This window comes from Pseudomonas sp. GNP013 (assembly GCF_054343995.1).
Genome location: NZ_JBTGUT010000001.1, coordinates 2457159 through 2478629, shown reverse-complemented (window position 1 = coordinate 2478629; position 21471 = coordinate 2457159). Strand labels below are relative to the sequence as shown.

Annotated in this window: 14 protein-coding genes; all 14 read right to left on the bottom strand. The window is 63.8% G+C overall.

The window, feature by feature from the left end:
* Positions 1 to 3 precede the first annotated feature (3 nt).
* Entirely contained in the window at positions 4 to 1149 is a 1146-nt protein-coding gene (locus ACXX81_RS10905; RefSeq protein ID WP_458571660.1) for an ATP-binding protein, read from the bottom strand.
* A gap of 147 nt (positions 1150 to 1296) precedes the next feature.
* Complete coding sequence (locus tag ACXX81_RS10900) at positions 1297 to 1989, bottom strand: methyl-accepting chemotaxis protein (RefSeq protein ID WP_458572578.1); 693 nt, start codon at positions 1987 to 1989, stop codon at positions 1297 to 1299.
* A gap of 970 nt (positions 1990 to 2959) precedes the next feature.
* Positions 2960 to 5119 carry a TonB-dependent siderophore receptor gene (locus ACXX81_RS10895; RefSeq protein ID WP_458571659.1) on the bottom strand — a complete coding sequence of 720 codons (2160 nt, stop codon included), beginning with the start codon at positions 5117 to 5119 and terminating at the stop codon, positions 2960 to 2962.
* Positions 5120 to 5869: 750 nt separating this feature from the next.
* Positions 5870 to 6631 (bottom strand): PIG-L deacetylase family protein, encoded by a 762-nt coding sequence (locus tag ACXX81_RS10890; protein ID WP_458571658.1) that lies wholly within the window; start codon positions 6629 to 6631, stop codon positions 5870 to 5872.
* A 188-nt stretch (positions 6632 to 6819) separates the two neighbouring features.
* Entirely contained in the window at positions 6820 to 7419 is a 600-nt protein-coding gene (locus tag ACXX81_RS10885; RefSeq protein ID WP_458571657.1) for an SAM-dependent methyltransferase, read from the bottom strand.
* Positions 7416 to 8174, bottom strand: coding sequence for a PIG-L deacetylase family protein (locus ACXX81_RS10880; protein ID WP_209981747.1), 759 nt, complete (start codon positions 8172 to 8174; stop codon positions 7416 to 7418). The genes ACXX81_RS10885 and ACXX81_RS10880 overlap by 4 nt, the downstream gene beginning before the upstream one ends.
* Complete coding sequence (locus ACXX81_RS10875) at positions 8171 to 9169, bottom strand: acyl-CoA dehydrogenase family protein (RefSeq protein WP_458571656.1); 999 nt, start codon at positions 9167 to 9169, stop codon at positions 8171 to 8173. The genes ACXX81_RS10880 and ACXX81_RS10875 overlap by 4 nt, the downstream gene beginning before the upstream one ends.
* A gap of 1 nt (position 9170) precedes the next feature.
* On the bottom strand, positions 9171 to 11330 hold the full coding sequence (gene glgX, locus ACXX81_RS10870) for a glycogen debranching protein GlgX (RefSeq protein ID WP_209981750.1): 2160 nt from the start codon (positions 11328 to 11330) through the stop codon (positions 9171 to 9173).
* Positions 11331 to 11449: 119 nt separating this feature from the next.
* Entirely contained in the window at positions 11450 to 11743 is a 294-nt protein-coding gene (locus tag ACXX81_RS10865) for a DUF2934 domain-containing protein (RefSeq protein WP_209981752.1), read from the bottom strand.
* Between the two features lie 23 nt (positions 11744 to 11766).
* Positions 11767 to 14517, bottom strand: a complete 2751-nt coding sequence (locus tag ACXX81_RS10860) for a malto-oligosyltrehalose synthase (RefSeq protein ID WP_458571655.1) — start codon at positions 14515 to 14517, stop codon at positions 11767 to 11769.
* Positions 14514 to 16598: a 4-alpha-glucanotransferase gene (malQ, locus tag ACXX81_RS10855; RefSeq protein ID WP_458571654.1), complete on the bottom strand. Its 2085-nt coding sequence runs from the start codon at positions 16596 to 16598 to the stop codon at positions 14514 to 14516. The genes ACXX81_RS10860 and malQ overlap by 4 nt, the downstream gene beginning before the upstream one ends.
* A complete protein-coding gene (gene treZ, locus ACXX81_RS10850; RefSeq protein ID WP_458571653.1) occupies positions 16595 to 18340 on the bottom strand; it encodes a malto-oligosyltrehalose trehalohydrolase in 1746 nt (581 codons plus the stop codon). The genes malQ and treZ overlap by 4 nt, the downstream gene beginning before the upstream one ends.
* Before the next feature lie 20 nt (positions 18341 to 18360).
* Positions 18361 to 19917, bottom strand: coding sequence for a glycogen synthase GlgA (gene glgA / locus ACXX81_RS10845; RefSeq protein WP_231421204.1), 1557 nt, complete (start codon positions 19915 to 19917; stop codon positions 18361 to 18363).
* Positions 19918 to 20507: 590 nt separating this feature from the next.
* Positions 20508 to 21461, bottom strand: coding sequence for a D-2-hydroxyacid dehydrogenase family protein (locus ACXX81_RS10840; protein ID WP_231421206.1), 954 nt, complete (start codon positions 21459 to 21461; stop codon positions 20508 to 20510).
* Positions 21462 to 21471 lie beyond the last annotated feature (10 nt).

Here is a 21471-nt window from a genome sequence, read left to right as displayed (position 1 = left end):
GCGTCAGGCAATGGTGGAGGCGTCTTTATCCAGCGCTATCTTTACCTGGAACACCGTGCCCCGATCCGCGTCAGAGCTGACCTCGATCGTTCCACCATGTGACGCCACGATTTCCGACGCGATAAAAAGACCCAGGCCCAAGCCCTCCGTGGGGCCGTGATCAATCGCCGTGCGTTGGGAGAAACGGCCCATCGGGTTGAAGATGAACGGCAGCACGTCCTCGGGTATCGCCTCGCCGTTGTTGTGCACCGAGAACACGGCGTGGTGCTCGTGAGTCGTCAGCTCGACCTTGATAGGCCGGGCGGTGTCGCCGTGCTGCACCGCGTTGCTGATGATGTTCGAGAAGACCTGTTGCATCCTCGCGCCATCGAACAGCCCGGCGACCGGTGACGGTGTTTCGAGCACGATCCTGGCCTCGGGATGAAACGCCTGGATTTCTTCAACCACACGCTCGCAGAGCGGTGCGAGGTCAACCGCTGCGGTTCTGACCGGAATCCCCGGTCCCATCTGGCAGCGGGTCAGGTCGAGCAGGTCGCCGACAATCTGGCTCGCGCGCCGCACGCTGGTGTAGATCTGATTGGCGACTTTGGTCGAGCGGGCGCCGGCGCCTTCCAAACGCCTGAGAGTGTCGGCACCCAGCATGATTGCGCCAAGCGGGGTGCGCAGGTCGTGACCGAGAATGCCGAGGAACACGTTGCGCGAGGCCTCGACCGCACGCGAGTAACTGGCGATGGATTCGGCGAGTGCCTGATCGATGGCCTCGTGGAAGCGGGTCATGTCGTCGACGTTGATCGGCGTGCCGTCCTGGACCTGGCGCATCCACTGGCTGACCACACTGGTTCTGAGGGCGCGGTATTCCGAGACCATCTGGTCAATGGTGAAACCTGCCATCAGCCGCGTGATGGCGTGGGTTTCGGCGGCGGTTTCCTGCTCATCCACCGGGCCATGGCCCTGGGCCTTGGCCGTTTGCTCGCGACGGGTCTGCCGGGTGCGCAGGTCCGACACGATGGCCCGCAGCATCTGCTCGGCGTGATCGCGCAGCGCCAGGCTGTCGAGCTCGGCGCCCGGCGTCTTGATGGTTCTGGCGAAATCTTCCCAGGCCTGCAGAATCGGCTCGAGGTGTTCGAGGATGAAATCGGGCAGGCGCATGTCGTGAATCCTGGTGGGAGGCGATGCAGAGGCGCGCAGAGTAACCCATGTGGAGAGGGGGCTTGCCTCCGATTGCGGTGTATCGGCCAAAGATGTACTGGCTGGCCCACCGCAATCGGGAGCAAGCCCCCTCCCACAGGTTGATTGTCAGGGGTGAAACCTGCGCCCCAGCGCGTCCAGGCGCACGGCAATCGGCGGCAGGCGCTCGCTGCTGCGCGCCAGGGTTTCCACGTCGTCGGCGGTGCTTTGCGCGATGCTCTGCACCGACTGCAGGCGTCCGACGATCTCAAGGTTCGCCGAAGACTGGTCGCGGGTGGTGCTGACGATGCGCCCGTTGAGCGCGTCGATCTGCGCGATGTCATGGCCCACCGCCTGCAGCATCTCGACGGCCAGCCGGCTGTCTTCCACACAGCGTTCCACGCCTTCGCGGCTGTCGTGCATGGCGGCGACGGCCTGCCGGCTGCCGTGTTGCAGGCCTTCGATGATGGTCTTGATTTCCTGGGTGGAGAGGGCGGTGCGCTGGGCCAGGCTGCGCACTTCATCGGCCACCACCGCAAAGCCGCGGCCTTGCTCGCCGGCGCGGGCGGCTTCGATGGCGGCGTTGAGGGCGAGCAGGTTGGTCTGGTTGGCAATGCTGCTGATCACCTCGAGCACCGAGCCGATCTGTTCGGCCTGGGCGGCCAGGGATTGGACGGTGGATTCGGTGCCGTTGATGTGCGAGGCCAGTTGGTTGATCTCCTGGCGGGCGCGGCTGACGCTCTCCTGACCGCGCACGATCTGGCGGCTGGCCTGACCAGCGTGCTCCACGGCCTGTTCGACCTGCACCGTGATGTGGCCCATGGCGTCTTCCATGCGCTGCATCGAACCGGTCATCTCGGTGATCTCGGCCAGTTGATGCCGAGCGCCTTTTTCCAGGGTGCCGCTGGCGCTGGCCAGTTCCTGGCCGAGTTGCCCCAGGCCATGGGAGTCGCGGGCGACGCCGTCGATCAGGAGGGTGAGCTGTTGCAGGAAGTGGTCGAACCGTTTGGCCAGGGACACATGCACCTTGCCTTCGGTGTGCGCGCTTTCGGCGGTGAACTGCGAGGTCACTGCGAGCATCTTGTCGAGCATTTCCTGGCTTTCGACTGCTTCGGCCTGGCTGTGCACCGCGAGATAGAGCAGTGCGATCGTTTCCATGACCACGTAGAACGCGTGCACGAAGACCATCGTCCAGCCGCCGTGATGCTCCATCACGAACACCGGGAAGCCCTGATGCTGCAAGGCGTGGAACACCACGTGATGCACGGCGATGGTCGCCGCGGCCACCAGGATCGGCAGCCAGTCACGGTAAAAGGTCAGCACTGCCAGCAGCGCGAAGATCCCGAAGTGGGATTCGATCACGCCCTGAGCCTGGTTGATATGCAGCGCGGCCATCACCATCAGGCCGGCGCCCAGTGCGCAACGCATCAACCGGCTGCCACCGATGGCGCGGTACAGCACGGTGAGCACCAAAGCAGTGCCGCCGCCGACCAACAGCGCCTGTATCAGGGTGTCATGCCAGAACGCCAGGCCCAGGGAAAACAGGAACATCAGCCAGATAAGCGCCAGCATGATGCGGTCGGCCTTGCGGTAGTGCTCCAAAAAGGGGCTGGGGACGGGCATTCACGTTTACTCCTTGTGGTTTGGCCAGGAACAAAGCATGGGGCGTGCCACGACGGCCGCGTGCTGAGTGAAGCGGATCGTTGTTTTTTTGCGCTTCAGGCTGTTATCGGCAAGCCCGCACGGGACTTTAAGCCAGGAACGGCTGCCCGGGCGGGCAGCCGCAGGAGGGTCAGAAGCTGTACTTGGCGGTCAGCATCATGTTGCGCGGTGCGCCGTAGGAATCGCCGCCATAGTCCACGGAGTTGGCGATGGTCTCGTAGTACGTGCGGTCGAAGATGTTGTTGGCGTTGAGCTGCAGGTCCAGATGCTGATTGACCTGGTAGCCGGCCATCAGGTCGGTGACGGCATAAGCGCCCTGTTTGAGCCGGTAGCGGCTGCCATCCGCGACGGTCAGGTCGTTGTACATGCGGCTCTGCCAGGAGATGTTGCCGCCCACGCGGAGTTTTTCCAGCGGGCCCTGGAAGTTATAGCGCGTGGTGAGCTTGAACAGGTGTTCCGGGGTGTCGGTGTCGAACTGCTTGTTCACGCTCTGCGGATTGGACGGGTCCTTGATCACGTGGGTGCGCGCGTAGGTGTAGCCACCGCCCACTTGCCAGTGTTCGGTAAGGGCGCCTTGCAGTTCGAAGTCGATACCCTGGCTGCGAATCTCGCCCGAGGCCTCAGCGCAGGAGGCCTGCGGGCAGTTCGGCACCACCACGTCGACGGCGCGGTTCTGCTGATCGACGCGGAACAGCGCGACGCTGGCATTCAGCGCGCCACCCAGGTATTCGCCCTTGATGCCCACCTCGTAGTTCTTGCCGACGATGGGCCTGACCGGGGTGCCGGAGGTGTCCTTGGCCGTCTGTGGGGTGAAGATATCGCTGTAGCTGGCGTACACCGAATGATGATCGTCCAGGTCGTAGATCAGGCCGGCGTAGCGGGTAACGTTACGGGTGACCTTGTAGTCGCCGTCGCCATCGTGGTTGTCGTAGTCGTACCAGTCCAGACGGGCGCCGAGGATCAGCTTCAATGGGTCGGCCAGGCTCAGGCGGGTGGTCACGTAGACACCGTCTTGGGTGGTGACTTCACGACCGTTGGCGGTGTGGGCGAACTCCGGCTTGCCCGCCGTGAGTGGCCAGTTCATGTCGTATGGCGAGTAGCTGTGAGTGGTCAGGTCGTAGACGCGACGGCTGGCGCCCACCACCAGCTCATGGGTGCGCCCGAGCGCCTGGAAGGGGCCGCTGACAAAGGCGTCGAGGCCCGCCTGGTTTTCATCCGCCGCCGACTGGTACACGGTGCGGGCCAGGGTGTTGTTGACCCAGCGCGACTGGTAGGAACCGGAAAAAAGGGCGTTCTGCTCGGCGTAGTTGGCGTTGACCTGCAGTTTCCAGTCGTTGGCCAGTTGCTGGCGCAATTCGGCAAAGACCGTGTTGATTTCCTGGTCCTTGTTCTCCCAACGTGTACCGGGGTTGTAGGAGCGCGACAGGTTCAAGTGGTGACCATCCTGGCCTACCATCGACGAGCCCCAGAAGTAGTTGGTCTTGTCCTTCTGGTTCGAGAAACCCAGGGTCAGGCGGGTGTTTTCACTGAGGTCGGCTTCGGTGACCGCATAGAACAGCCCGTGGTAATCCCCGACATTGTCGATAAAGCTGTTGGCATCGCGGTAGGAGGTGACCACCCGGCCACGCCAGGTGCCGCTGTCATTCAGCGGGCTGGAGGCATCCAGCTCGCCACGGTAGTTGTCCCAGGTGCCGGCCGCGCCGGTGAGGGTGACTTTCTGCTCGTCCAGCGGCCGCTTGCGGATCAGGTTGATGGCGGCCGACGGGTTACCCGCGCCGGTGACCAGGCCCGTAGCGCCACGCACCACCTCGACGCGGTCGAACATCGCCAGGTTCGGTTGGGCACCCACGTTGACGCCGTTGTAGCCACTTGGAATGCCGTCGTACATCAGGTTATCGATGTCGAAACCGCGCGCGGTGTACGACTGCCGGCCAGGGCCGTTGGAGAAGTTGAGGAATAACCCCGGGGTGGCGGCGACCACATCATTGATGCTGGTCATCGCCTGGTCGTCCATGCGCTGACGGGTGACAACGGTGACGGCCTGTGGGGTTTCACGCAGGGTCAGGGGCAGCTTGGTCGCGGTTTTCATCGCGCCCGTGGTGTAGGACTGCGTGCCCTCGGTGGTTTCGCCCAATTGCCCCTCGCCGGAAACTTGTGTGGCGCCCAGTTCGATAGGGCCGGAGGAGGGCTCGACCTCGGCGGCAAAGGCCGCGTGTGAGCTGGCGAGACAAATGGCCAACGCCATCAAGCTCGGTGCAAAAATGGTGTTGCCTTGTTGTTGCACAGACATGGAACAAGCTCTCCCCGATGCGCCTTCTGTAGCGAATAATAAAACGGTTGATAATTATTCGCATCAGTGTGACAGAAGGTGTCCGGGCAAAAAAGTCTTTGCAGAGAATTGGTTAACGAATTTTTCACATTAAGGATGATGTGTAAGCCGTCTGGGGTGAGGGCCAATGCCGTTTAGTTAAGTGCAGATTCGCCCGTGGGAGCGGCGGTGCGATTTGCCCGCGAAAGCGGAGGGTCAGTCAACATCAATGTCTGCCGGGCCGACGCCATCGGGAGCAAGCCCCCTCCCACATTTTGTACAGCGTTCGGCAGACCATTTCGGTCGGCTCTCAGGCCGCCACGCTTTTGCTTTTGCTTTTGATCTGGAAGCGCCCCGTCAACCACGCTGGCCGCACGCAGGCTTGAATCCGTGGGTAACCCGGCAGGACGCCGGGTTAGCCGCACTGGGCCAGGGATGGCCCATTGCGGCGGCCCACGGATTCAAGCCTGCGTGCGGGCACACCGAGCCTAGGCGAGGTGCCGAGTGGTGGGGCAAGAGCCCTTTGGTTACTTTGGGGCTTTTCCAAAGTGACCCGCCGTAAGGGCGGAACCCTAAGTCGCCGTCACCGCATCAACGGATATACACACCAAAAAATCGCCTTCACGTGCAAGTCGAACGGTCGCTCATTTGACCTTCGTCGCTTCAAGCACTGCGTTCGCATAACTGAACGACATTCGGGCGAGGGCACGCACCTCGCCTTCAATCCGGGCGCTAGACGAACACAATCTCGAACGGTTCGCGCATCCGCTCGAGCAGATCATGGGCGAGCATCGGCGGCAGGCCGATGGCGGGATCGCCGGCCAGCTGGCTGGCGAAGGCGTGGGCGGCGTGCAGCTTGCGCGCGACGCACCAGCTATCCAGGCGCACCTTGCGCGCGCGCAGCCAGGGAATCGTCGAGCCTTCGCGCACCGGACTGTGCCACGCCCACACCGGCAATTCGTACAGATGGGCGCCCACCAGGTTGCAGGCCGTCGCGCAGGCACGCCCAACGGCCTCGTGATCGGGCGTGCCGTCGTGGCGCCAGGTGGTGAAGGCCACGTCGCCGGGTTGCAGGTAACGCGCGATAAATTGGCTCACCGCGTGTTCATCGTCGGCCAGGCCGCCGTCACGAAAACCGCCGCGAATCCATTTAAGGCTGTGCAGCGGCATGCCCAGACGGCGTAACGCTTCCACGCTTTCCTGGGGCCGCACCACGCTCAACCGGCTGGCCGGCCACACCCGGGAACCTGGATGGCTGGCACTGCCGTCGGTGATCGAGATCAATTGCAGCGGGTGTTCCAGCACGCTCAGGCGCTGCAATAGACCACCACAGGCCAGCACTTCATCGCCCGGGTGCGGCGCAACCACTACCACGCGCGCACCTGGCGGTACCAATGAGTTGGGGTGAATAGTGGGGATCTGCGCCAATTGCGGCGCGCTGTTCCAGACTTGCGCAGGACCGCGGCGGCCGTCACGCAGGGAAGCAGGATTCATGGGGGACACATCCTTGTCGATTGAACTCGGTCGCCACCGCATGCGGTACGACACTTGGGTAACCGCCGCAGACTCCGTTGCGACGAATGCCTGGCATTCCAGCCCGGGAATCCCAGTCAGGCGTTGTCAGCATAGACAAGGATCCGCCGTTGTCACAGGGCACAACGACGATTTTTGAGGCGTTGCTATCATCGCAGGCCTTCGTGAGTGGCCACCGAGGTGCCGTCACGGCTCCACAGATCAAGGATTAAATCCGCTTCGTGGTGCATCAGCACGCGTGGCATCGCCAGGCGCTGGTCGAGCAGGGCATGCACCTGTTCGGCGGTCTGCGGGCAGCCGTCGATGGCCGGGCGCCAGTGGCAGGCGAGCAGTTGCCCGTTGGCGCTGAGCGATCCGAGGGCACGGTCGATCAGGCGGGAAAGGTCATCGGCATCCAGGTAGTAACACCATTCGCTCAATACAATCAGTTCGAACTGGCCCTCGGGCCATTCCTGCGGCAGGCGGCTTTGCTGCACCTGCACGTGGGGGAAGTCCTGCAGGCGCTTTTTTGCCAGGGCCACCGCCGCCGAGGCGGTGTCGCAGCACAATAACCGGTCACAGCGCGGCGCCAGTGCGGCGCTCAGCTCGCCGTTGGCGCAGCCGGGTTCGAAGATCGAGGCGTAGTGCGGGCGCGGCAGTACGGCCAGGGTCAGCGCGCGTTTGCGTTGCTCGTACCAGCGTTGGCGAAACGCCCAGGGGTCATCGTTACCGTCGAATAATTGGTCGAAGTAGGGCGTTGCGACACTCATACAAACACCACTTCAAACGGTTGCAGCAACCGTTCGACCACATAGGGCGCCAGGACTGGCGGCAGACCGATCTGCGGGTCACCCTCCAATTGGCTGGCAAACGCATGGATCGCGTGGCGCTTGCGAGCCACCGCTTCAGGGCTCAACGGGATCTTGCGCGCGCGGTGCCACGGCACCTGGCTGTCCTCGGGTGTCGCCCAGTGCCAGGTCCACACCGGCAGTTCGTACAAAGTTGCGCCTACGGCCTGGGCGGCCTTGGCGCTGGCGCGACCGACCGCTTCATGGTCGCAATGCCCGTCTTCGCGCCAGGTGGCGAACACCACATCATCAGGCTTGAGGTGGCGCTGGATGAACGCAACCAATTGCGCTTCGCCGGCAGCGACCTTGCTGTCGGCGAAACCTGCGCGCAGCCATTTAAGACTGTGCAAGGGCACACCCAGGCGATGCAGGGCCTGGGCCGACTCCTGCGGGCGCACCACGCTCAAGCGCTCCACCGGCCAGCGCTGCGACCCCGGATGACTGGCGCTGCCGTCCGTTACCGAAATCAGCTGAATCGCCCGGCCCAGCGCGGCCAAGCCTTGCAGCAGGCCGCCCGTACCGAGCACTTCATCGTCCGGGTGCGGCGCGATGATCACGGCGCGATGGCCCTCGGGCACCAGTTGTTCGACGCTTATCTGCGGCAATCCGGCCATGTGGGGTGAATTCTGCCATTGGTGCAAGGGTGTGCCCTGGCCGACAATCGGGTTGGGTTTCATAACTGCCAACTCCCGGACGGCTCGCCCGCCACCAGTTCGCCCAACGAGGCGAGGTCACGTTCGGCATGGCTTTGGCGCACGTACACCGGCAGGTCCGCCATCAACTGGGCAAAATGCGGATCCTTGCAATACGGCCCGGCGCCGACGGCACGTCCGACATGGTGGATCACCTGTTCGGTCATGTTTTCGATGCTGGCGCGGGTTTGCTGCGCCAGCAGGCGCGCGTCAGCCAGAGGCTCCTGGTCGATCTGCCAGGCACTGGCGCGCAGCACACAGGCCGCGCTGTTCAGCGCACTGTCGACTGCACCCAGATGGGCCAGAGCATGGGGTTCCGAGCGTTTGCCGCAGTGCTCGCGCAGCACTTCGGCCAGGCGTTGCGCGCCACCGTACCAGCATGCGGCAATACCGACGCCGCCGTGCCAGAAGCCCGGCCGCGCCAGGTAATCCCCGGGTTGGCCGATGGCAATGCCCCAGGCCTCATTGAAGACCACCTCGACACTGCCAGTGGCCGCCATGCCCACCGCGTTCCAGCCTTGATCCGTCACCGTGACGCCTGGCTGGTGCATTTCCACCGCCACCAGTTGCTGGCGATCATCCTCATCCCAGGCGGTGAGCAAGCCATGGCTGACCACCGCCGCGCCCGAGCACCAAGCCTTGCGCCCCTCCAGCAGCAGGCGCTGGCCCGCCTTGCGCACCCTTACTCTCGCATTGGGCGGTTCGGCGGCCCACATGCCCCAGGTGCTGCCCAGTGGCGGCAGCGGGCAGCGTAGCTCGGCAATGATCGCCAAGGCGTCGGTATGGCCCTCGAACAACTTGCACAGGCGCAGGTCGTGCCCGGCCACCTGCGCCAGGCGGCTGAACCGTTCCAGGGTCTGCCCGCTGCCGGGCAGCGGGAGTTGATCGAGTCCTTCTTCCTGAAGAGCCTTCACGGCGTCACCCAGGGCCTGCGTGTCCGCATAGCCCCGGTAGCCGCGAAGGAATCCGTGCAAAGCCATCTCACACCTCGTCGTCTCGCTGAAGTTCGAACAATAGCAGCGAACGACCGGTTACGGCGTACTCGTGTTCAAAGTCGAAGCGTTCCTGGCCGCGCACCGCCGGTTCGTTGGTGTCGAGCATGCAGGTCCAGAACTGACCTTCGGGCACGTGGGGCAGGCGGAAATTGACCAGGTCGTGATGGGCGTTCACCACCAGCAGCAACGTCGCATCGGCGCCGGCACGGCGAATCCCGGTTTCCTGGGCGCGGCCATCCATCAGCATGCCCAGGCAACGACCGTGGGCGTCCTCCCATTGCTCGGTGCTCATTTCGTTGCCATCCGGCGCGAGCCAGGTGACGTCCTTCACGCCGATGTCTTCGTTGTAGTCGCCCACCAGGAAACGCCCGCGACGCAGGATCGGATAGGCCAGGCGCAGCTTGATCAGACGCTTGACGAACTTGAGCAGGGCCTTGCCGTCTTCGTCCAGGTCCCAATTGACCCAGCCGATTTCGCTGTCCTGGCAATAGGCATTGTTGTTGCCGTGCTGGGTGCGGGCGAATTCATCACCGGCCACGATCATCGGCGTGCCTTGGGCCAGCAGCAGGGTGGCGAAGAAGTTGCGCATCTGGCGCAGGCGCAGTGCGTTGATTTCCGGGTCTTCGGTCGGGCCTTCGACGCCATGGTTCCAGGACAGGTTGTTGTTGCTGCCGTCCTGATTGTTCTCGTCGTTGGCTTCGTTGTGCTTGTCGTTGTACGACACCAGGTCGTGCAGGGTGAATCCGTCATGGGCGGTGATGAAGTTCACCGAGCTGTACGGACGGCGACCCCGGTGGTTGAACATCTCGCCCGAGGCGGTCATGCGCCCGGCAAAGTCAGCCAGTTGCGCGTCGTCGCCCTTCCAGAAGGCACGCACGGTGTCGCGGAAGCGGTCGTTCCATTCCACCCAGCCCGGCGGGAAGTTGCCCACCTGATAGCCGCCGGGGCCGCAGTCCCAGGGTTCGGCGATCATTTTCAACTGGCGCAGTATCGGGTCCTGACGGCAGGCCACGAGGAAACTGTGGCGCTCGTCGAAACCGTCGCGGTAGCGGCCAAGAATGGTGGCCAGGTCGAAGCGGAAACCATCGACGTGCATCTCGGTGGCCCAGTAACGCAGCGAGTCGGTGACCATCTGCAACACGCAAGGGTGGCTCAGGTCGAGCGTGTTGCCGGTGCCCGAATCGTTGATGTAGTAGCGCTTGTCGTCGGGCATCAAACGGTAGTAGGAGGCGTTGTCGATACCGCGCATCGACAGGGTAGGGCCGCGCTCGTTGCCCTCGGCCGTGTGGTTGTAGACCACGTCGAGGATCACTTCGAGCTTCTGCTCATGCAGGTGCGCAACCATCTCCTTGAACTCGGCGATCTTGCCGCTGGCCAGGTAGCGCGGGTCGGGGGCGAAGAACGCGATGCTGTTGTAGCCCCAGTAGTTGGTCATGCCTTTTTCCAGCAGGTGCTGGTCATTGACGAAGGCATGCACGGGCAACAGCTCCACCGACGAGACGCCCAACTGGCGAATGTGCTTGAGCACATCGTCTTCCATCAAGCCGGCGCAGGTGCCGCGTACCGATTCCTCGACCGAGGGGTGACGCATGCTGATGCCACGCAGGTGGGTTTCATAAATGATCGTACGGTCCCACGGCACCCGCACCGGCTGGTCGTTGCCCCAGGTGTGCGCCGGGTCGATGACCTTGCACTTGGGCACGAACGGCGCGCTGTCGCGTTCGTCAAAGCTGAGGTCGTCGTCCGGATGGCCGATGGTGTAGCCGAACAGCGCCTCGGACCACTTCAATTCACCCACGAGTTGCTTGGCGTAGGGGTCGATCAGCAGTTTGTTGTGGTTGAAGCGGTGGCCGTTGGCCGGGTCGTAAGCACCGTACACGCGATAGCCGTAGATCAGCCCTGGATGGGCGTCGGGCAGGTAGCCGTGGAAAATCTCGTCGGTGTATTCAGGCAGCTCGATACGCTCAAGTTCCACTTCGCCGCTGTCATCGAACAGGCACAGCTCCACTTTGGTGGCGTTGGCCGAGAACAGCGCAAAGTTGACGCCCAGGCCATCCCAGGTGGCGCCAAGCGGGAAGGGCAAACCTTCACGGATCCTCGACGGCTCATGGCTCGGCGTCGGAGGGTTTTTGTCGGGCTTGCTCATGATGTTGCTCCTGCAATGGTCTTTTTCAGGCCGAACGCGGCCGTACTGACGAAAATTCAGCTGACTGTCTGGAAGGTAAAAGCACCCCTTGCCGACGGTGTCGACAAGCGGTGTGGAGGTCAAGGCTTTGGTTTTTTCGGCGCTGGCGGCTTTTTCGCAGCCGGGGCAGCCGATTTGCTGTCGGCAGGTGGTGCCGGCTTGGGCTTGGGCGCCGCTTTAGGCCCCGCCTTGGGCACGGCCTTCGGGCCGGTTTTGGGTTTGTCCGCAGGCTTGCCCTTGCTCGGCGTCAGCGCCTCGGCTTCAGCCAGCTTGCGCGCCATTTCCCAATGCCGTGCGTCGTCACCGTGGGGCTTGCCTTCGGATTCCCAGATCTGATGCGCCAATTCGCGAATGCGTTTGTCTTCATTACTCATCACACGCTCCTCACAGAAAATGTTCAGCTTTCTTGAATATCAGGATTGATAAAGACATTGACCGGGAAATCCCCCAGGGCAGTGCTGATCAACAGCTCCTTGTCTGGTGTGACTGCGCCTGTATGAAAAAGTCCCTTCCAGTTTTGCGTTGGCGCGTTGAACGGTAATTTCACCCGTGTATCGCCCCAAACCTGCGCAGTGATGGTGGGATGCACACCTTTTTCAAGCAGGCGCTGCGGCCAGCGTGGCACCACCACCAGCACCTGTGTCCCGGCGTGCTCGCGGCAGAATGCAACCACGTGGGCGGCGTGTTGCCCGACCACTTCCAGCGGCGTGTAGCTGCCGCTGCGGAATACCTCGGGATGGGCCTCGCGCAAGGCCAGCACCTGAGCGATCAACGCTTGCTTGATCCGTCCGTCACGCCAGTTGAACAGCAGCTCACCAGGATCCGGCGGTGTATCCAGCGCCTCTTGCCGTGCGCTGAAATTCACCGGGCGACGGTTGTCCGGGTCCACCAGGCTGAAATCCCAGAACTCGGCGCCCTGGTACAGGTCCGGCACACCCGGTACGGTGACGCGAAGCAAGGTTTGCGCCAGACCATTCAAGGCGCCGGCCGGTGCGATGGCCTGAGCGGCGCTGCCGATGGCATCGCGCAGTGCGCGGCCTTCGTCGCTGAGCAACAGGCGCGAGAGGAATGCTTCCACGCCTTGTTCGTAAGCTTCGTTGGGCGCGCTCCAGCTGCTCTGCAACTTGGCTTCGCGCAGGGCCTTCTGCTGCCATTGCCACAGGCGTTGCTGGTAGTCGCTAAAGTCCGCGCCCATGTCCAGCGGCCAACTGCCCAGCAGCACCTGGTACAGAATCAGCTCATCGCCAGCGCTGGGTATGTCGGCATCGCTGCGCAAGGGCGCGGCGAGGGTGCGCCAGTGCTCTACCTGCTCGACATACCATGGCGCGCACTCGCTGAGCACCGCCAGGCGCGCGCGGGTATCTTCGCCGCGCTTGTGGTCGTGGGTGGCGGTGGCCAGCAGGTTCTCCGGGAACGCCTGCAGGCGCTGTTGGTTGACCGCGTGAAATGCCTCCACCGGCGCGCTGAACTGCTCGGTGCTGAAGCCCACATCGTTGCGCGACAGCAGCACCACCGAGCGATAGAACGCGGTGTCTTCCACGGCCTTGGCAGCGGCCGGCGAGGTCAATTGCTGGAAGCGCACGCACGCATGCTTGAGGATCTTGCGTTCACGGCCCACCGGGCGATTGCGCCACGGCTGGCCGCCGAGCCACTGTTCAAGATGCTCGAGCACCGGCCAGTCGCTTTCGTTCAAGGTGCTGCGCGCACCGTCCATGGCCTGCTGGAAGATCTTGTCGTCGGCGGCGCTGCGGCCACGGGCACTGATGTAGGTGCGGTACACCGGGAAATGCACGATCAGTTCCTGCAAGGCCCGGCGAATGGCGCCCAGGGTCAGGTCGCGGGTCATTACGTCATCGCGCGCCACCTGCAACAGCGCCTGGGCCACGCTTTCGAAGTCGCCGCCCAGCGAGCCATTGAGGATCTGCTGGCGCGCCAGCCGGGCTTCCTCGATAAATGCCGAAGGCCGCTCGCTGTGACGCGTCCACAGCTCGGCCAGCGGTGCAAAGCCTTGCGGGTCGTGTTGCAGCAGCGACAGCTGGTTCATGAACTCGTAGCCGGTAGTGCCGTCCACTTGCCAGTCTTCGCGCACGGTTTCGCCGTCGCCGAGGATCTTCTCGACAAAGATCGGCAAGTGCCGGTCCGGCGCCAGTGAGTCCACGCGGCGACGCAGCTTGCGGCAGTAACCGCGCGGATCGGCCAGGCCGTCAATGTGGTCGATGCGCAGGCCGTCCACCAGCCCTGCGCTGATCAGCTCGAAAATCTTGCCATGGGTGGCTTCGAACACGGCCGTGCGTTCCACCCGCAGGCCGCCCAGCTCGTTGACGTCGAAGAAACGCCGCCAGTTGATATCGTCCGCCGCCGTGCGCCAGCTGGCCAGGCGGTAGGCCTGTTGTTCGAGCAGTTGGTGCAGGCGCTTGAAGCCGTCCGGTTGACGGCTGTCGAACGCGGCCAGACGCTGCTCGATGGCCGGCAGCACCTCGGTGGCCCGCTCGGCCAGGGCCTGCTTGAGCCAGGCGGCTTCGGCGTAGGCGTCGTCCTGATGGGCGAGGGCGCTGAAACGCTCGGCGAGCGGTTTGAGTGGCTCGTCATTGCCCAGGATCATCGCGTAGTCGCGCGGGCAGATCGGGAAGCGGTGCTCGTAATGCTCGACGTAGAACGCACCGTGCGCGGCGTCAAACAGCAACTTCAGGGTGCCGGTCTGCAGGGCTTCGCCGTAGTCGCTGCCCAGAAACGGCATCAGCAGCTGGCCCTTGAGCAGCGGGTCCGGCGAGTGCCACTGGATGTCGAAAAATTCGCTGTAGGGGCTCAGGCGCCCCCATTCCAGCAGGTCGAGCCACCAGGGGTTATCGGCACCGCCAACGGCCATGTGGTTGGAGACGATATCGAGGATCAGCCCCATGTCGTGCTCGCGCAGCGCCGCGACCAGCCGGCGCAGGGCCGCTTCGCCACCCAGTTCCGGGTTGACGCTGGTGGGGTCGACCACATCGTAGCCGTGCATGGAACCGGCGCGCGCGCTCAGCAGCGGCGAGGCGTACAGGTGGCTGATGCCCAATCGGGCGAAGTACGGCACCAGCGGCACCGCGTCATCGAGGGTAAAACCTTTATGGAATTGCAGGCGCTGGGTCGCGCGCAGGGGCAGTGCTTTCATCGGTCACGCTCATAGGCTTGGTTGCGCGCGACGGCCAGCAGCTCGAGGCGACGCGCGGCGCCGGCGTTGTCGAGCAGGCTCGCGGCCTCGCCCGGCAGGCGGCGGCGCCAATTGGGATGGGTATCGGTGGTGCCGGGCAGGTTGGGTTGTTCTTCGATGGCCAACGCATCCTCCAGAGGCAGCAACACCAGCGGCGCACGGGTGTGCCCCAGGTAGCGCACGCTGGCGTCGATCATGTGGTCGGTCTCGTTGCGGATCTCGTCGACGAAGTTCTGCGGGTCCTGGCCCAAGGCCTGGCGCAGCGCCTGGCGTTCACGCAAGCGATGCTCGCTCCATTGCTCCACGGTGGGCGCGTCGATCAGGCCGAGCTGAACGTTCCAGTCGATATCGCGGCTGTGCCACCAACCATTGAGGGTGGGCAGGTCGTGGGTGCTGGTGGTCGCCAGGGCGTTGTCCGGCCAGTCGAGAATCGGCGTGAACCGGCCCTCATGGTTCTGTTCGAACAACAGCACGCGCATGCCGAGGATGGAGCGGCTGCTGAGTTTTTCCCGCAGGCCGTCGGGCACCGTGCCGAGGTCTTCGCCCAATACGATGGCCTGGTGGCGGTGCGATTCCAGCGCCAGCAGGCGCAGCATGTCGTCCACCGGGAAATACAGGTAAGCGCCTTCGCGCGGCGAGGCGTCCATGGGGATCACCCACAGGCGCTGCAGGCCCATCACATGGTCGATGCGCAGGCCGCCGGCGTGGGCGAAGTTGGCACGCAGCATCTCGATGAACGCACGAAAGCCGTTGCGCTTGAGGCCTTCGGGGGAAAACGCGGAGATGCCCCAGCCCTGGCCGGCACGGTTGAGAATATCCGGCGGCGCGCCCACGGTGAGGTCGGCGAGCAGTTCATCCTGGCGGCTCCAGGCCTGGCTCCCGCCGCCGTCGGCGCCCACGGCCAGGTCGGCGATCAGACCGACGCCCATGCCGCTGCCACGTGCGGCTTGTTGCGCACGCGCCAGGCAGCGCGCGATCAGCCATTGGCTGAAGGCGTAAAAGCCGATTTCATCACGGTTGTCTTCGGCAAATTGCGCCAGTGCCGGGCTCTGCGGCGTGCGCCAGTCCTCGGGCCAATGGCGCCAGTCGAGGTCTTCGCCGGCAGCGGCGCGCGTCGCTTGTACGGCTTCAAAGCGGCAATGGTTTTCCAGGGCTTCGCCACCGGCCTGGCGAAAGCTCAGGAAGTCGGCGTGCTGCGGGTGATGGCCGTGGCGAAAATCTTCATACAGGGCGCGCAGCAGGCGTTGTTTGGCCTTGGCGGCGGCCGGCCAGTCGATCAGGGTTTCCTGTTCGAGCCGGTGCAGTTCTTCGTCCAGATCCAGGACCTCAATCGCGTTACGCACTTCCCGTTCGCCAAGGATGCTGGCGGGCGATGCGTAAAGGCTGTTGAGAAACAAGCGGCTGGACGGCGAGTAGGGGCTGTAGCTGCCGGTGTTGGCGCTGAACATCGCGTGCATCGGGCTGATCGCCAACGCATCGGCGCCGCGTTCGGCGGCGGCGCGCACCAGGTTTTCCAGGGCCAGGGTGTCGCCGAAACCGCCATCGCCGAGGCGCCGCAGCGAATACAACTGGGCACTGAGGCCCCAGGCGCGGGCAGGGCGGGTGTCGACTGCTTCGGCCACGCTGTAGCAATGGCGGGGCGCCACGGCGAGGGTGAATTGCTGATCGGCGATATGCACCTGGTGATACCCAAGAGCGATCACCCCCGGCAGCACGGCGTTGCCGTCCAGACGCAGTTCCAGGGCGTCACCCTGTTCCAGGTTCACGCGGCAGGGCGTGTCGGGCGCGAAGAAGTGCGCCAGGTCGAGGCCGTCGCCGCTTTCAACGGTGAGCAGGGGCGGCAGGTGTTTGTCGTTTTGTGCCTGTTCCAGTTCATGCAGGCTGGCGTCGATCTCGGCATCGTTGTCGGCCGGGTGACCGAGGCCTTTCAACACGGCACGCAGGGCATCGGCGCTGACGCGTTGCGGGCGGCCGTTTGCGTCGATCCAATCGACGGCCAGGCCCGCGCGGCTGGCGAGGATTTCCAGGTTCGCTTCGCTCAAGGGTGCTCTCCAACAGGGGATAAGGTGACGCGCGCGCTGCAGGGCGGCAGTTGCGCATCCTGGCTGGCCGGCGTTTGAAAGATAACCGGGCCTGACGCGGCGCAGGCCAGCGTCGTGGTGCCCAGGTTCAGGTCGATCTGCAAGGTGCTGCCATCGCCCAGACGCCAGCGCGCACTGACGGCGGCGTCGGCCAGCACCTGCGCGCCCAGGGCGACGGCGCCGGGCAGGTGCGGCACGATGTGCCGGTGGCGCAGGCGCAGCAGGTGGCGATACAGCTCGGCCTGTTCGTTGTCGGCAAAGCTGGGGGTCGACTGGGTGAAGGTCGACAGCGCATTCGGGTCGGGAATGCGTTCGCGCCGCTCGGGGTCATGGAAGGCGGCGAAATCGGCAAATTCGTTGCGCCGGCCTTCGCGCACGGCTTCGGCCAGGTCGCCATGGTGATCGGTGAAGAACAGGAACGGCTCGCTGGCGTTGACTTCGTCGCCCATGAACAGCAGCGGAATCATCGGCGACAGCAACAGCAGGGCCGTGGCCGCTTCGAGCGCCTGCGGCGAGCAGAGCTGGTGCAGGCGCTCGCCGAGGGCGCGGTTGCCGATCTGGTCATGGTTCTGCAAAAACGCGACGAAGGCGGTCGGTGGCAGATCGGCGCTGGGCTCGCCACGGGCATGGCCGTGGCGCGTGGTGTGGCCCTGGTAGATAAAGCCTTCGCCCAGGCAGCGTGCGAGTTTGGCGGTCGGGTCCTGTGCAAAGTCGCTGTAGTAGGCGTCGGTTTCGCCGGTGAGCAATACGTGCAGCACGTTGTGGAAATCGTCATTCCACTGCGCATCGAAATCCTGCCGCAACAGGCTGGCCTGATTCAGCTCGTTTTCCAGCATCAGCCACACGTGACGGCCGGTGTCCACCTGCTGACGCACGCGGTGCGCCAGTTCCTGCAGGAAGTCCGGGTTGTCGATGGCGTGCACCGCATCCAGGCGCAGGCCGTCGAAACGGTACTCCAGCAACCACATCAGCGCGTTATCGAGGAAGAAGTCCCGCACCTCGCGGCGATTGAAGTCGATGCCGGCGCCCCAGGGGGTGTGCACCTCTTCCTGGAAGAAGCCTGCGGCGTATTGGCCCAGGTAATTGCCGTCCGGCCCGAAGTGGTTGTAGACCACATCGAGGATCACGGCCAAGCCGTGTTCGTGGGCCGTGTCGATCAGGTGCTTGAGCTGTTCGGGGGAACCGTAGGAGGATTGCGGCGCGTAGGGCAGGACCCCGTCGTAGCCCCAATTGCGCTCGCCGGGAAACTGCGCCAGAGGCATCAGTTCGATGGCCGTGACACCCAGCTCGGCCAGGCGCGGCAGGTGTTGCTCAACCGCAGCGTAGCCGCCCAGTGCGCCCACGTGCAGCTCGTAGATCACCGCTTCGTGCCAGGGGCGGCCCTGCCACTGGCTGTGTCGCCACTCATAGGCGAGCGGGTCGACCACCAGGCTCCAGCCGTGTACATCGTCGGCCTGTGCCCTTGAAGCGGGGTCGGGTACTTCCATTTCCCCATCGATGTTGAAGCGGTAGCGTGTCCCCGCAGGGCACGCCACTTCTGTCTCGAACCAGCCATCTGCCTGGGGCAGCATGGCAATGGATTTACCGTGTTCCAATTCAACGCTGACATAAAACGCGTCTGGCGCCCACAGGGCAAAACGCGTGTGTTGCGCGTCCAGCATGATTGCGCCGTGGGGCCAGGTTTCCAGAGTCCGTAACGGCATCTACAAAAACCTCCCTTTGATTATTTAGCGGATTTCCCCAGTGCTTTAGCCACCAGTTGCTCATAGAGTTCGGCGTAGGGTTCCACCGCCTGGCTCCAGTTGAAAGGTCGTGTCATGGCCCGGCAACGCATGGCGTTAAGCAGGTCCGGGAAAGCGAATACCTTGAACGCGCGGCTCAGGGCTTCCTTGTAGCTGTCGACGGTCGATTCATTGAACAGAAAGCCGGTCACACCGTTTTCGATGGTGTCGGCCAGGCCGCCGGTGTTGCGCGCTACCGGCAGCGAACCGAAACGCTGGGCGTACATCTGGCTCAGGCCGCACGGCTCGTAGCGCGACGGCATCAGCAGGAAATCGCTGCCGGCGAACATGCGGCGCGCGTCGGTTTCGTTGAAGCCGATGCGCACACCGATCTGGCCCGGGAAGCGCAATGCCAGTTCGCGCATGGCGTTTTCTTCTTCCGGCTCGCCGCGACCGATGATCGCAATCTGACCACCTTGCTCGACGATAAAGCTGGCAACGGCCTCGGTGAGGTCCAGGCCTTTCTGGAACACCAGACGCGAGACCACCGCAAACAGCGGGCCGGTGGATTCGCTCAGGCCGAACAGGTCGCGCACTTGCCTGGCATTGACCGCCTTGCCTTCCCAGTCGCCGATGTTGAAGTTGTGGGTCAGGTGCGGGTCGGTGGAGGTTTCCCAGCTGTCTTCGATCCCGTTGGGAATGCCGCTGAGCAAGCCTTGCTGGGTCTTGCTGGCCAAAAAGCCATCGAGGCCGCAGCCGAATTCAGGGGTGGTGATTTCTTCGGCGTAAGTGGCGCTCACGGTGGTGATATGGCTGGAATACGCCATGCCGGCCTTGAGGAACGACATCTTGCCGTAGAACTCCATGCCTTCCTGTTGCAGGGCGTGGGGCGGAATGCCCAGCTCCGGCGTCGAGGCCAGGCTGACCACGCCTTGATAGGCCAGGTTATGGATAGTGAACAGGGTCGGGGTGCGTGACCCGCGCCAGTGCATATAGGCCGGAGCCAGGCCGGCAGGCCAGTCATGGGCGTGCACCAGGTCCGGGCACCAGTGAATCTGCGCGAGGTTGGCGGCCATGTCAGCGGCGGCCAGACCCAGGCGGGCGAAGCGAATATGGTTGTCCGGCCAGTCGCGGCCGTTGTTGGCGCCGTAGGGAGTGCCTTCACGCTCGTACAGTTCGGGGCAGATCAGTACATAGATGACCAGGCCATCCTTGAGGTCCATGCGCCCGATCTTGCACGGCGGCAGCGCGGCATGGCCACCCAGCTCGCCGACGATGTGGATGGGGTTGTCGCTTTCCATCACCTGCGGGTAACCGGGGATCAACACGCGCACATCATGCAGATGCGCCATGGCGCGGGGCAGGGCAGCGGAGACGTCACCCAGGCCACCGGTTTTCACCAGGTCGGCAAACTCGGAGGTGACAAACAGCACTTTCTTGCGATTTGGATTTTGACTCACGATCGGCCGCACAGTGCCGGGCAGGTCGGCCAATGACGTAGGCCCCCCTACCGGCTGACTAAAACGCTCTCCCTGAGTTACAACTGCGGCACTGATCATAATGCACTCCCCTTGATGTTGGTCGGCTAATAGCCCGCTGCCACTAGCTCGAATTGGCCGCTTCCTGCGGCCAGGCGCACAAGCGCTATACAAACTGGCAAGGCGTATGCCAGCTGCACGGTTATGTCGAAAAGATTGGATGGACGGCATCTGGCGGGAACCGCTGAACACGCCCTACCTGAAACTTGACCTATGGCAGAGTTTGAAAGTTTCGATTTTTTGCGGGGTTTTTATTTTGAAACGGACCCATGGGTCATCAGTCTAGGACATAACCCAGACACCGTAGGGATTTTGGGAAGATTTTGTAGGACAAAAGACTTGTAACAGGCTGGCGGACGGATATAAGCCGACGGCCGGTAGGGCTGACGCTGTGCAAAATGGGCGTTGTGGTTGCTAGATGCAGGCTGTTGTGGACCACGCTGTTGTGGCGAGCAGGCTTGCCCTGCGTCGGAGTGCGCAGCGCTCCCTCAGCGATCACACATTTGCAGAAGGGGCTGCTGCGCAGCCCAACGCAGGGCAAGCCTGCTCACCACAGTGGCCTGCTCATTCCGAATCAAGCCAGAGCTGCCCTGCAATGGTGCGGCGGACGGTTATGCCAGCACGCGAACGGGCGCACCTTCAGCCCAGGCCAGGATGTTTTCGATCATCTGCTGGTAGAACTGCCGGTAATTCTGCTCGCTGACATACCCAACATGGGGCGTCGCCAGCACATTGGGCAAGCGCCGGAAGGGGTGATCGACCGGCAACGGTTCCTCGCCATACACATCCAGCGCCGCCCCGGCCAGTCGCCCGGCGCTCAGGGCTTCGACCAGCGCCTGCTCATCCACAATCGGCCCGCGTGCGGTGTTTACCAGTCTGGCCGTCGGTTTCATCCAGCCCAGCGCCTCGGCGTCCACCAGCCCGCGGCTGCGGGCACTCAGCACCAGGTGCACGGTGAGGATATCGGCCTGCTCGAACAGCTGGCGCTTGCTCACCCAGGTCACGCCGACTTCGGCAGCGCGCTCGGGTGTGAGGTTTTCGCTCCAGGCGATCACGCGCATGCCGAACGCCTGGGCAAACCTGGCGACTTTCTGGCCAATGCTGCCCAGGCCGAGAATGCCCAGGGTCTTGCCGTGCAGGTCGCCGCCCAGGCCGACCTGCCAGTGACCGGCCCGCAGCGAAGCGGCTTCGGCAAGCAGGTTGCGCGTCGAGGCCATGATCAGCGCCCACGTCAGCTCCGGCGCCGCATGTTTATAGCTGTCGGTGCCGCACACCGGGATGCCCAGCGCCTTCGCGGCGGGAATGTCGATGGCGGCATTGCGCATGCCGCCGGTCACCAGCAGTTTGAGGTTGGGCAGGCCTTGCAGCAGCGCCTGGTCGAAGGCCGTGCGTTCGCGCATCAGGCAAATCACGTCGAAGGCCTTCAACCGTTCGATCATCACCGCGGTGTCCGCCGGGTAGTCATGCAGGAAGTGCACCTGCCCGACCTGCGCCAGCGCCGACCAATCCACCACGCCACTGGCCACGTCCTGCCAATCATCAATGACTGCGATCTGTACCGACATTCACGAGTGC

Excerpts from the sequence above, each read along its gene's own strand:
- ACXX81_RS10860 (WP_458571655.1), bottom strand. The coding sequence starts at position 14,517 with ATGAAAGCACTGCCCCTGCGCGCGACCCAGCGCCTGCAATTCCATAAA.
- ACXX81_RS10840 (WP_231421206.1), bottom strand. The coding sequence starts at position 21,461 with ATGTCGGTACAGATCGCAGTCATTGATGATTGGCAGGACGTGGCCAGT.
- treZ (WP_458571653.1), bottom strand. The coding sequence starts at position 18,340 with ATGCCGTTACGGACTCTGGAAACCTGGCCCCACGGCGCAATCATGCTG.
- ACXX81_RS10885 (WP_458571657.1), bottom strand. The coding sequence starts at position 7,419 with ATGAGTGTCGCAACGCCCTACTTCGACCAATTATTCGACGGTAACGAT.
- ACXX81_RS10905 (WP_458571660.1), bottom strand. The coding sequence starts at position 1,149 with ATGCGCCTGCCCGATTTCATCCTCGAACACCTCGAGCCGATTCTGCAG.
- ACXX81_RS10865 (WP_209981752.1), bottom strand. The coding sequence starts at position 11,743 with ATGAGTAATGAAGACAAACGCATTCGCGAATTGGCGCATCAGATCTGG.
- ACXX81_RS10900 (WP_458572578.1), bottom strand. The coding sequence starts at position 1,989 with ATGGGCCACATCACGGTGCAGGTCGAACAGGCCGTGGAGCACGCTGGT.
- ACXX81_RS10880 (WP_209981747.1), bottom strand. The coding sequence starts at position 8,174 with ATGAAACCCAACCCGATTGTCGGCCAGGGCACACCCTTGCACCAATGG.
- ACXX81_RS10895 (WP_458571659.1), bottom strand. The coding sequence starts at position 5,119 with ATGTCTGTGCAACAACAAGGCAACACCATTTTTGCACCGAGCTTGATG.
- ACXX81_RS10890 (WP_458571658.1), bottom strand. The coding sequence starts at position 6,631 with ATGAATCCTGCTTCCCTGCGTGACGGCCGCCGCGGTCCTGCGCAAGTC.
- glgA (WP_231421204.1), bottom strand. The coding sequence starts at position 19,917 with ATGATCAGTGCCGCAGTTGTAACTCAGGGAGAGCGTTTTAGTCAGCCG.
- glgX (WP_209981750.1), bottom strand. The coding sequence starts at position 11,330 with ATGAGCAAGCCCGACAAAAACCCTCCGACGCCGAGCCATGAGCCGTCG.
- ACXX81_RS10875 (WP_458571656.1), bottom strand. The coding sequence starts at position 9,169 with ATGGCTTTGCACGGATTCCTTCGCGGCTACCGGGGCTATGCGGACACG.